8 protein-coding genes and 1 pseudogene are annotated in these 11,734 nt (G+C 52.3%); 4 read left to right on the top strand and 5 right to left on the bottom strand.

Features of this window, described 5'->3' with window-relative positions:
* Together IBX50_RS12620 and IBX50_RS12615 are read right to left on the bottom strand one after the other, a co-directional pair.
* The coding region (locus IBX50_RS12620; protein WP_292256357.1) for a phosphoglycerate kinase at positions 1-1,157 on the bottom strand (1,157 nt) is incomplete at its 3' end.
* A 33-nt stretch (positions 1,158-1,190) separates the two neighbouring features.
* The gene (locus IBX50_RS12615) at positions 1,191-2,225 is read right to left on the bottom strand and encodes a glyceraldehyde 3-phosphate dehydrogenase NAD-binding domain-containing protein (protein ID WP_292256356.1); all 1,035 of its coding nucleotides are present in this window, start codon (positions 2,223-2,225) and stop codon (positions 1,191-1,193) included.
* 204 nt (positions 2,226-2,429) lie between these two features.
* On the opposite strand from IBX50_RS12615, the pseudogene IBX50_RS12610 reads away from it, so the two are divergent.
* Positions 2,430-3,397, top strand: a pseudogene (locus tag IBX50_RS12610) (linear amide C-N hydrolase).
* A gap of 117 nt (positions 3,398-3,514) precedes the next feature.
* Here the strand turns inward: IBX50_RS12610 and IBX50_RS12605 are convergent.
* From IBX50_RS12605 to IBX50_RS12595, 3 genes are all read right to left on the bottom strand, one after another.
* The gene (locus IBX50_RS12605; protein WP_292256355.1) at positions 3,515-3,931 is read right to left on the bottom strand and encodes a DUF86 domain-containing protein; all 417 of its coding nucleotides are present in this window, start codon (positions 3,929-3,931) and stop codon (positions 3,515-3,517) included.
* Positions 3,913-4,275: a nucleotidyltransferase domain-containing protein gene (locus IBX50_RS12600; RefSeq protein ID WP_292256354.1), complete on the bottom strand. Its 363-nt coding sequence runs from the start codon at positions 4,273-4,275 to the stop codon at positions 3,913-3,915. Before IBX50_RS12600 ends, IBX50_RS12605 begins: the two co-directional genes overlap by 19 nt.
* A 97-nt stretch (positions 4,276-4,372) precedes the next feature.
* Positions 4,373-6,574 (bottom strand): OsmC domain/YcaO domain-containing protein, encoded by a 2,202-nt coding sequence (locus IBX50_RS12595; RefSeq protein WP_292256353.1) that lies wholly within the window; start codon positions 6,572-6,574, stop codon positions 4,373-4,375.
* A gap of 313 nt (positions 6,575-6,887) precedes the next feature.
* On the opposite strand from IBX50_RS12595, the gene rapA reads away from it, so the two are divergent.
* From rapA to IBX50_RS12580, 3 genes are all read left to right on the top strand, one after another.
* Positions 6,888-9,824 (top strand): RNA polymerase-associated protein RapA, encoded by a 2,937-nt coding sequence (rapA, locus tag IBX50_RS12590; RefSeq protein WP_292256352.1) that lies wholly within the window; start codon positions 6,888-6,890, stop codon positions 9,822-9,824.
* 196 nt (positions 9,825-10,020) lie between these two features.
* Positions 10,021-11,022 (top strand): RNA-binding domain-containing protein, encoded by a 1,002-nt coding sequence (locus IBX50_RS12585; protein WP_292256351.1) that lies wholly within the window; start codon positions 10,021-10,023, stop codon positions 11,020-11,022.
* Positions 11,019-11,696, top strand: a complete 678-nt coding sequence (locus IBX50_RS12580; RefSeq protein ID WP_292256350.1) for a crosslink repair DNA glycosylase YcaQ family protein — start codon at positions 11,019-11,021, stop codon at positions 11,694-11,696. Before IBX50_RS12585 ends, IBX50_RS12580 begins: the two co-directional genes overlap by 4 nt.
* Positions 11,697-11,734 lie beyond the last annotated feature (38 nt).

The following is an 11,734-nucleotide window of genomic DNA, read 5'->3' as shown; positions in this document are numbered from 1 at the left end:
TTTGCTGCTGCTTCCAGAGCAGCCACAGCGGGCAGTACCTTGCCTTCCACGTACTCAAGGAAAGCACCACCACCGGTGGAGATGTAAGACACCTGCTCAGCGATGCCGTATTTGTCGATGGCTGCAAGGGTATCACCACCACCGGCAATGGAAAATGCTTTGCTGGCGGCAATAGCACGAGACAAGACTTCGGTGCCACTGCTGAACTGCTGGATTTCAAATACACCCACTGGGCCATTCCAGAGGATGGTGCCAGCGTCTTTTAACACCAGTGAAAGTGCCGCAGCAGAGTCCGGGCCTATGTCCAGAATCATGTCATCTTCAGCCACTTCATCCACGGACTTGATGGTGGCTTCGGCATTTTCAGAAAATTCTTTGGCAACCACCACATCAGAAGGCAGCGGGATGTTGACCTTGTCCATCAGAGCACGCGCCTGATCCAGCAGATCGGTTTCATACAGGGATTTGCCTACTGGTTTGCCTGCCGCAGCCAGGAAGGTGTTGGCAATACCGCCACCCACAATGATCTGGTCACATTTTTCCGACAGAGCATTGAGCACTTCCAGTTTGGTGGAGACCTTGGAGCCACCAACAATCGCCAGCATGGGTTTGGCAGGTTGTGCCAGTGCCTTTTGCAGGGCATCCAGCTCAGCAGCCAGCAGCGGGCCGGCACAGGCAATGGGTGCAAAACGGGCGACACCATGGGTGGAAGCCTGGGCGCGGTGGGCAGTACCAAAAGCATCCATCACAAACACATCACACAGGGCGGCATAGGCTTGTGATAAGTCGTCTTTGTCTTTCTTTTCGCCGCTATTAAAGCGTACGTTTTCCAGCAGCACCACTTCACCTTCAGCCACTTCCACGCCAGTTAAATAGTCTTTCACCAGACGCACCGGTTGACCCAGCAGGGTGGACAGGTGCTCTGCTACAGGAGCGAGTGAGCTGGCTTCATCATAAACACCTTCTTCCGGGCGACCCAGATGGGACATCAGCATCACCTTGCCACCGGCTTTTGCTGCGGCCTGAATAGTGGGCAGGCTGGCACGGATGCGGGCATCAGAAGTGACCTTGCCGTCTTTTATTGGTACGTTCAGGTCTTCACGAATTAATACACGTTTTCCCTTAAGATCCAGGTCGATCATTTTGATGACTTGCATGGGTGATCCTTGTTTTAGTGGTTAATATTGGAATCAATGGTTTTTAGAATCCGTGGTATTCAGCCAGTGCAGGGCAATATCCAGCATACGGTTGGCAAAACCCCATTCGTTGTCAAACCAGCACAGCAGTTTAACCAGTCGTTTGCCAGAGACACGGGTCTGGGTGGCATCAACAATACCCGAGCGTGGATCATGGTTAAAATCGACCGAGGCATGGGGTTCTTCGGTGTAACCCAGAATGCCGCGCAGTGCACCATTACTGGCGGTACGAAGCAGTTGATTGATCTCCGCCACACTGGTATCCCGTTGCAGACACAGGGTCAGATCCATGGCGGAAACATTCAGGGTGGGTACCCGCAGGTGCAGGCACTCCATGCGTCCTTCCAGATGAGGCAGCAGGCGATTAATGCCACGCGCCAGACTGGTTTCCACCGGAATGATGGAAGCCATAGCGGAGCGGGTCAGGCGCAGGTTGTTCTTGTGGTAGGCATCACTCACCGGCTGGTCATTCATGGCAGAGTGAATGGTGGTAGTGGTGCCGTGTTCAATACCAAAGGTTTCATCCAGCAGTTTAAGCAGGGGTGTCACGCAGTTGGTGGTACAGGAGGCCGCCGAGATGATTCGCATCTCAGCACTGAGTTGCTCAAGGTTCACACCTTTGACCAGGGTGGCATCCACATCGGCCTCAGCCGGATGGGAAAATAACAGGCGTTTTGCTCCGGCAGCCAGATGGCGTTCTGCGGTGGCGCGATCCTTAAAACTGCCGGTGCATTCCAGCAGCAGATCAATGCCCAGTTCACCCCAGGGCAGGCCTTCCGGGGTTTCACTGCACAATACACGGATGGCCTGGCCGTTGATCCACAACTGGCCATCATGCGCTTCCACCTGTCCGGGGAAACGACCATGAATGGTGTCGTAACGGGTCAGGTAAGCTAAGGTATCCAGATCCGAAAGTTCATTCAGCGCCACCAGATCCAGACCACGACAATCTTCCCGTTCAGCCCAGGCGCGCAGAATGCACTGACCAATGCGACCATAACCGTTAATGGCAATCCGAGGTTTGTTCAACAGGGAAAAACTCCACTGAGTGTGAAAACAAGGGCATTATTTTCCCGTATCCTGAGACAAGTCGCAAACCTCTTTATTGCTTTTTACCGTGCAGGCTTTAAGTGTTAAAGCCGAGGATGCATTGATTGCATTGTAACTTAAGGTGATATAAAAAGGTTTTTGTCGAAATGACAAGGCGATAGATTCATAACACAAGGAGATCCTATGAAGCGTTTTACCAGTGCCTGTGCCGGAGCGTTGCTTCTGCTGAGCTTGTTTTTTGCTGTTAATAGCTTTGCCTGCACCAGAGTTGTGTACATCGGGCCGGATCAAACCGTGATGACGGGCCGAACCATGGATTTTTCCATTGATATCCCTGCAAACCTCTGGATTTTTCCACGAGGCATGAAACGCAGCGGACAGGTCGGTGACAACTCACTGACCTGGACTTCACGTTATGGCAGTCTGGTTGCCAGCTCATGGGATATCGCCTCACCGGATGGCATGAACGAAAAAGGCCTGGTTGCCAATATGCTCTGGATAACTTTGCCAGTGTTGCAGAAGCAGTAAAGGCGCTCAGCAAGGAGAGCTTTGTTGTGGTGACGGACTTTATTCCCGGCACCGATAAATTCACTACGGTTCACCTGTCACTCTCTGATGCTTCCGGTGACAGTGCAATCTTTGAGTATGTGAATGGAAAGCTGGTTATCCACCACTCACCCAAGTATCGAGTGATGACCAATGATCCAGTATTTGAGCAGCAGCTGGCCATCAAGGGTTACTGGGAAAACATACCGGGCACCACCTTCCTTCCCGGTTCTAATCGGGCACCGGATCGGTTTGTCAGAGCTTCTTATTACATTGATGCCATCCCGCAGACTTCCGACCCACGGATTGCTGTTGCCAGTGTTTTCAGTGTGATCAGGAATGTGTCTGTTCCTTATGGTATCTCTACCGAAGGTCAGCCGCACATTTCCAGCACTCAGTGGCGTGTTGTGGCTGATCAGAAAAACCGAGTTTATTACTTTGAAAGTGTTTTAACACCCAACACCCTTTGGGTTGATTTGAAGCAGGTGGATTTTTCTGCTGGTGCACCGGTGAAAAAATTATCACTGGATGCGGGTCAGGTTTATGCCGGTCATGCACTGAATGCTTTTGTGGAGTCGGAACCCTTCGAGTTTCAAGGGTTATAAACCGAACCCTTTTCCGGTGTACACAAACCCCGCCGATTGGCGGGGTTTGCATAAAATAATTCCGGGTGTTTTCTTGCCACCCTTTCATTGCGGCAACGGGAATGAATGGCGGATGAATTAAGACAAATGTGATGCAAACACCCGGGCAAAATCGGTGAAGTCTTTCAGGTGTTTGTTGCAGATGACAAAAACAATCTCCCAGTTCACATCATCATAGTTGTGGACCATGACGTTCCTGAAGCCGACTGACTTTTTCATTCGGATCGCCAGTTGCTGGTCGATGACACCGGCATCAGCAAGGGCTTCAAAGGCTTGCCCCATGGTTTTTGGAGCGGTTGATTCAGCGTGTTCAGCCAGCCAGTGTGCGGCCAGGTCAACACACAGCTGCACAGCACGGGTCAGGTTGAGAGAAATGATGTCCTGAGTATCCAAGTCATTCAGCAGTGTTTCCAGATCACTGGGCAAACGAGACTCGACCCGCTGGATGCAACGCCGTAATGACTCCAGTTTCTGAGCTACGAGGGATTCATCCATGCGTGTCGCCGTCCTTCAAGAATGCGTTTTTGATAGGGTATAAAGTCTTCATGTTCCATGATATTTCGATAAACCAGATCGCCCCACTGGTGCTTGCTGCCTACCACCTGAATACCACTGCCGACAATCTGCCCCAGTAAGGGCTGCCCAGCAGTACGCAGATCGATCAGATCAACAGGGCGGTTGAATGCCAGAGCAAGAGCCTCCGTAATGGCCATGCGCAGCTCAACACTTAACGGTTTGTCAGCTTGCACGGCAACATCTATATCACTGTCTGCACGTTCAGTACCCCGTGCTATTGATCCAAACAGTGCTGCCACCTGAATGGCAGGGAAACGACTCAAAACTTCCCGAAGCCTAGATGTTACCAGTGTCTTTGATACGCTGAAGTTCATACCCTTACCCGGACAGTGTTTTACAGCAGTGTAGCAGAAGCACGGGCTATAAGTTTGCCTGTGCCGCCCGTGCCGCATGGAGTTTTTTGTAGCTGGTGATCAGGCGCTGGTGCCTGTCCAGCCCCTCCAGCTGCATGCTGGTGGGTGTTAAGCCATAAAAGCGCACTTCACCCTGTACCGAGCCGACTACCGCCGTCATGGTTTCTTCACTAAACATGCGTTTAAGGTTGGGCAGAAAATCCTCCAATTCCAGCTCTTCATCCAGCGTGATTTCCAGCACAGCATTCACTGCACGGTAAAATAACCCACGCTCAACAGTATTGTTATTGTACTGCAGGAAGGTTTCGACTCGCTCCAGTGCTTCTTCGTGTTGTTGCAGTGCCAGATTGATCAGCAGTTTTAACTCAAGGATGGTGAGCTGCCCCCAGGGCGTGTTGTCATCAAACTCAATACCAATCAGGGTGTTGATGTCGGTGTAATCATCCAACTGGCTTTCTTCCAGGCGTTCAACCAGATCCGCCAGCTGGTCATCATCCAGCCGATGCAGGTTGAGAATGTCTTCACGGTAATCCAGCGCCTTGTTGGTGTTGTCCCAGATCAGGTCATCCACCGGGTAGATTTCAGAATAACCCGGCACCAGAATCCGGCAGGCAGGAGCACCCAGCTCGTTATAAACCGCCATGTAACTTTCCAGCTCCAGCTCATCAAGAATGCCAAACAGGGTGGCTGCTTCTTCCTCATTGCTGCCCGCCTCTCCACCACCAGAGAAGTCCCAGTGGCAGAAGTCATAATCCGACTTGCTGCTGAAAAAGCGCCAGGACACCACACCAGTTGAATCAATGAAGTGTTCCACAAAGTTATTCGGTTCAGTAACAGCCAGCCCACTGAAAGTGGGGGGTGGTAAATCATTCAGCCCTTCAAAACTGCGACCCTGCAAGAGTTCTGTCAGGCTGCGCTCAATGGCAATATGGAAACTGGGGTGAGCACCAAAAGAAGCAAATACACCGCCAGTGCGTGGATTCATCAGGGTGACACAAGCCACCGGGAACTGACCACCGAGCGAGGCATCCTTGACCAGTACCGGAAAACCCTGAGCTTCCAGCGCTTGAATGCCTTCAACAATGCCAGGATATTGCTGTAACACGGATTCAGGTACATCCGGCAGCGCCATTTCTTCTTCGATAATCTGTTTTTTCACTGCCCGCTCGAAGATCTCAGACAAGCACTGCACCTGAGCTTCCGCTAGGGTGTTACCGGCACTCATGCCATTGCTGAGGAACAGGTTTTCAATCAGATTGGAGGGGAAATAAACTGTTTCACCATCAGACTGGCGCACAAAAGGCAGTGCACAGATACCACGATCCACCCGACCGGAATTGGTGTCGATCAAATGAGAGGCGCACAGCTCTTTTTCCGGATTGTAGATCGCCAGACAATGCGCATCCAGCAGGCCTTTGGGTATTTGATCTTTGGAGCCGGGTTTAAACCACTTTTCATTCGGGTAGTGTACAAAATCACTGTTGGCGATTTCTTCACCAAAAAACTGATCGTTATAAAAGAAGTTGCAGTTCAGACGTTCAATGAACTCACCCAATGCGGAGCAGAGTGCAGCTTCTTTGGTCGCACCCTTGCCGTTGGTGAAACACATGGGTGAAGCAGCATCACGAATGTGCAGCGACCAGACATGCGGCACGATGTTGCGCCAGGAGGCAATTTCGATCTTCATGCCAAGTTTTGAGAGCAGACCGGACAGGTTGCTGATGGTGTCTTCCAGCGGTAGATCTTTGCCTTCAATCCAGGTGCTGGATTCACCCTGCCCTGTACCCATCAGTAGTGCTTGAGTATCTTCATCAAGGCTTTTCACCACTTCAATCTGAAACTCCGGGCCGGTTTGCACCACTTTTTTAACCGTGCAGCGTTCTATCGAACGCAAAATACCCTGACGATCCTTATCAGAAAGCTCCTCCGGCAACTCCACCTGAATTTTAAAAATCTGGTTGTAACGATTTTCAGGATCAACAATATTGTTTTGTGACAGGCGGATATTGTCGGTAGGAATATCCCGCGTATTGCAGTAAAGCTTTACAAAATAGGCGGCACACAAAGCAGAAGACGCCAGAAAATAATCAAAAGGACCCGGCGCGGAACCATCCCCCTTGTAACGGATCGGCTGGTCAGCAATGACAGTAAAATCGTCAAACTTGGCTTCCAGTCGTAAGTTGTCGAGAAAATTAACCTTGATTTCCATGGGGATTGTACCGAGTGAAAGAATGAGGGTGATCAGGTAGAAATGGCCGCCATTATCCTGATTTTCAGGGCGGGCGTCTTGGATGTTGGCTGTTGAACCCGAATATAAAGCATAATCGGCTCATGTACATCTGGCAGCAACAAGACTGACGCCACGACTGAATACTATGCGCCTGCTGCGCAGTCATCCGCTTATATCCCTGCCTCGTGTAAAACTTTAACCACCAAAACTCCAGATCTTCCCTTGGGCTGGCTTGCTTAATCCGCTAAGATAGCGCCCTTTTTCGAGCAAGCCACCTGCTGGAGTTCCCCTGATGCCTGTCACATCCCGCGCACACCCTTCTTTTACTCCCGGCCAACGCTGGATCAGTGATGCTGAAGTTGAGCTGGGGCTGGGTACTATCCTGCAATGTGATCGCCGCAGTGTAACCCTGCTGTTTCCTGATAGTGGTGAAACCCGTGTCTACTCCACCAGTACCGCGCCACTAACACGGGTGATGTTCAACGAAGGCGACACCCTGAGCCATCAGGACGGCTGGAGCATGAAGGTGGAAGACACCAAGGAGCTGGATGGTTTGCTGGTTTATCTGGGTGAAAACCCTGATGGTGAGCCGGTGGAAGTACCAGAAACCCAGCTGGATGCCAGAATCAGTTTTCAGGGGCCCAGAGAGCGCCTGCTCACCGGCCAGTTGGATCGCAACAACGAATTTATGCTGCGTGCCCTCAGTCGTCAGGCACAAACACGCCTTGCCAAAGATCCCCTGCGTGGCCTGCGCGGCCCCAGAGTAGGGCTGATTCCCCATCAGCTGTATATTGCCCATGAAGTAGGGCAACGCTTGGCACCACGGGTATTGCTGGCGGATGAAGTCGGGCTGGGTAAAACCATAGAAGCCGGCTTGATCCTGCATCAACAGCTGATCACCGGCCGCGCCCGCCGTGCCTTGATCCTGGTGCCCGGCAGCCTGTGTCACCAATGGCTGGTGGAATTGCTGCGGCGTTTTGGTTTGCCCGTCACACTGGTGGATGCAGATCGCGCCGCTGCAACAGAAGCACCTTTTGCAGATGCCAGCATTGCCCTGGCCAGCCTGAACTGGATGACGGACGATGCCAAAGCCCTGCCGTTAGCTCTGGCGGAAGACTGGGATTTGTTGATTGTGGATGAAGCTCACCATCTGGGCTGGTCACCCGATGCAGCCAGTGCGGAATATGAATGTGTGCGCCAGCTTTCTGCCCAAACCCCCGGCCTGCTGCTGTTAACCGCCACTCCCGAACAATCCGGCGAAGCAGGCTTTTTTGCCCAGTTGCAGTTGCTGGATCCGGCACGTTATCCCAGCCTGGAAGGTTTTCTGGCTGAAGAAGAGGGTTACCGCCTCTGTGCCGCTGCCATTGCAAGACTGGAAGCCAAGGAACCCTTGGAACCACAGGATCGCCAGCAACTGATGCAGCGACTGAGCAGTGACAGCTTGGCGCTGCTGGAGCTACTGGAACATCCACAAAGCAGTGATGAACAGGTGGAATCCGCTCGTCAGCAATTGATTGAGCAACTGCTGGATCGTTATGGCACCGGTCGGGTACTGTTCCGCAACCGACGCAGCAGTGTACCGGGTTTCCCCGAGCGTCGACTGCACACCACTGCACTGGACTGCCCGCAGGTTTATCTGGAGGTACTGTCCCAGTACGACGAACCCCACAAACAGATTATGGCCGCTGCACTAACGGGGCACAGCTGGCCTTATGCCGGACTCTACCCGGAGCGTCTCTACGCGGTGCAAAACCGCGAAGAAGGTGATTGGTGGAGTTTTGATCCGCGCGTGGATTGGCTGCTGGAAAAACTGGCCGAACTGCGGGATGAAAAAGTGCTATTGATCTGTGCTCACGCTGATACTGCGCTGGAACTGAGTGAAGCCCTGCGCCGCAAATCCGGTCTGCTGGCCGCTGTATTCCATGAAGACATGCCGTTGATTGAGCGGGATAGAGCCGCTGCCTGGTTTGCTGATGAAGAGGATGGTGCACCCCTGCTGATCTGTTCAGAAATTGGCAGTGAAGGCCGTAACTTCCAGTTTGCACATCACCTGGTGCTGTTTGATCTACCCGCCCACCCAGATTTGCTGGAACAACGTATTGGCCGGTTGGATCGTATTGGTCAGCAGCAGATCGTCGAAATCCATGTGCCTTACCTGCAACAAACACCACAAGAAGCCTGGTTGGCCTGGTGTGATCAGGGGCTGGATCAGTTCAGTGCACCGCGTCCGGTGGGTGCCACCTTATGGCAGCAGTTTCATGAACCCCTGCATAACCTGCTGGAAGGTGTGCTGGATGCAGAAGACCTGCTACCGGAAGTGGTGGCAGCGCGTCTGGCGGCTGAAACCGAACTGGAAGCCGGTCGTCATCGCCTGCTGGAACTGGCCTCGCACCGCCCGGAAATCAGCGCCCAACTGGTCGAGCAGCTGGCTGATGATGAAATGGACAAGGAATTACGCCAGTATCTGGAAATTGCACTGGATGTTTACCGCATACAGAACGAAGACCTGGATGCCCACACCTGGTATCTGAAACCCGGACAGGAATCCGATACCGCCGTTTTTAATGATGTGCACTTTGATATGGAAGAAGGCAGCTCCGGCACCTTCCTGCGCGACAAGGCACTGGCACGGGATGACCTGCACTTTTTAACCTGGGAACATCCACTGACACGTAACTGCCTGGAAGCCGCCACCACCACGGTACAGGGTAATGCCACCGTAGCACTGTTAAAAAACCCGGCACTGCCTGCCGGAACCCTGCTGCTGGAGGTGTTCTTCTGCCTGGATACCCCGCGCAGTGAAGACCTTGGCATCAAACGCCACCTGCCCCAGCAAAACCTGCGACTGCTGCTGGATGGGCAGGGTAATGATTTATCCGGCAAGGTAGGGTTTAAGGGCTTATCACGCCAGCTGTTCAAAATGAAAAAAAGCCTGGCGCGAGAAGTCGTCAAAGTCCGTCAGGAGCAATTACGCCAGCTTATGGACAAGGCCGAAGAACTGGCACAGGCACGCCTGCCTTCTTTACTGGAAACCGCACAGGTACAGATGCGTGAACTGCTCGACCCGGAAATTGCCCGACTGACCGCATTGAGCCAGAAAAACCCATCCATCCGGCAGGAAGAAATCAGCCACCTCAGCCAGCTGCGGCAACAACTGGATCAGATGCTGAATGCAGCCGAACTGCGTATGGATGCCATACGGGTAGTTATCTCCGGCGGACAGGAATAACCACCAAAAGCGACAAGAGTAAAGCACCAACACCACCCCGGAATTCTTGCTAGAATCCGGGGTGTTTTTATTTAATTGCCGAACTGTTCCAGACCGCTAAGCAGAACGCCTCCCAGAAAAATGTCTTTAAATACAAAGAGCCAGGGCAGGATTCAGTTATCAAGGAATCCTTAACAGTAGCCCAGAGGATTACCAAATGAGCAAGACTCCACAACACATTCCACTTCCACCTGCTGAATCGCTCACGGTTGAATTCAAAAGTGATCGCAAGCGTTTGTCAGATGATGATCTGGTGCAGGCTTTAGTGTGTCTGGCTAACACAGAAGGTGGTGAGCTGTGGTTAGGTGTTGAAGATAATGGCGCCCCAACAGGTTTGCATCCATCCCACAGCAACCTCTCAGGATTAACTGGGCTGGTGGCAGCGCGTACTTCACCTGCCTTACAGGTCATTGTGGAATCAATTAACCTTGATGGAGTGCCTGTTGCCCTGATCCGAGTACCTAAATCAACCCACTCTGAAGTGGCTACTACATCGGGTCATTATCTTCGCCGCCGCATCAAGCAGGATGGCACCCCGGAATGTGTAGCTATGCTGCCTCATGATCGCCGCAGTTTCACATCACGGATTGGTTTGTCTGATGCATCTGCTCAACCAGTGGCAGGTGCAACTCTGGAGGATTTTGACCCGCTGGAACGTGAGCGACTGCGCCAGGCTGTGCGAGCTTATGGCGGAGATAGTGTGCTACTGGAGCTGGATGACGACCAACTGGACGCTGCATTGGGTTTTACTACCCGCACAGTGACTGGTGAAAAATCACCTACCCTTGCAGGCTTGCTGGTTATCGGACGTGAAACTGCCTTACGATGTTTTGTGCCCTCACATGAGCTGGCATTTCAGGTGCTGGAACGTGAGGATGTACGCTTTAACGAGTTTCGTCGCTTTCCGCTGCTCAAGGTGCTGGAATGGCTGGAAACAAACTTTCGTGCCTACAACCCTGAACATGAGGTGCAGATTGGTCTGTTCAGGGTGCCAGTTCCCAGAGTTGACCTTAGCGCATTCCGTGAGGCGGCTGCCAATGCACTGGTTCATCGTGACTACCACAAACTCGGTGCGGTACATGTGCGGCTGGATGACCAAGGCCTGACAATCAGTAATCCTGGTGGTCTCGTGGAGGTGTCACCCTCAACAACCTCTTGAGCACAGAGCCACGCCCCAGAAACCCACTGCTGGCCGATATAATGAAACGCATTGGCATAGTAGAGCGCTCAGGTAGAGGCGTTGATAAAATTTATCGTGGTATGTTGCGTTTTGGTCGTCCGCAACCGGATTACACTCGCACTGATCACAACAACGTGATCCTGAATCTGGCAACAGTTGCTGCTGATGAAGTGTTTCTCCACTTGGTAGTTGAGCAGGAGCGACAACAAGGAAATTTACCCATCAACAGCCTGATTATGCTTTCTGCGCTGCGCGATCAAAAGCGATTGAGAGCTGAGGAACTAGCTGACCTGATTCAACAGAGCCATAACCAGGCCAAGCGTACCATTGAGCAGCTTGTGGAAGCCGGTTTGGTTGAAGCACACGGCCAAACCCGTGGCAGAACCTACACTCTCTCAGCGGCTTTGTACAAAGCCAAGGGTGATAAAGTTGCTTATACCCGCCAAGCGGGTTTCAGTCGTTTGCAACATGAACAACTGGTATTCGCACACCTGCAACATCATGGTCAGATACAGCGGCAGGAAGTGATGGAGCTTTGCCATTTAAGTAAAGATCAGGCAACAAGGTTGCTGAAGAAACTTAAAGACGATGGTCAGGTCGTACCGCACGGGGAGCGACGCGGTACCTTTTACACGCTGGCTGATGCGAAATAGTTATGCGCGGTTATGCGCGGTTATGCGCGGTTATGCGC

The sequence above is a fragment of the Marinospirillum sp. genome (assembly GCF_014859565.1).
Note: the sequence above shows the minus strand (reverse complement) of the source record. Positions and strands in the feature narration are given on the sequence as shown.

Bases quoted from the DNA above. Each gene is read 5' to 3' on its own strand.
- rapA (WP_292256352.1), top strand. From the start codon at position 6,888: ATGCCTGTCACATCCCGCGCACACCCTTCTTTTACTCCCGGCCAACGC.
- IBX50_RS12595 (WP_292256353.1), bottom strand. From the start codon at position 6,574: ATGGAAATCAAGGTTAATTTTCTCGACAACTTACGACTGGAAGCCAAG.
- IBX50_RS12585 (WP_292256351.1), top strand. From the start codon at position 10,021: ATGAGCAAGACTCCACAACACATTCCACTTCCACCTGCTGAATCGCTC.
- IBX50_RS12605 (WP_292256355.1), bottom strand. From the start codon at position 3,931: ATGGATGAATCCCTCGTAGCTCAGAAACTGGAGTCATTACGGCGTTGC.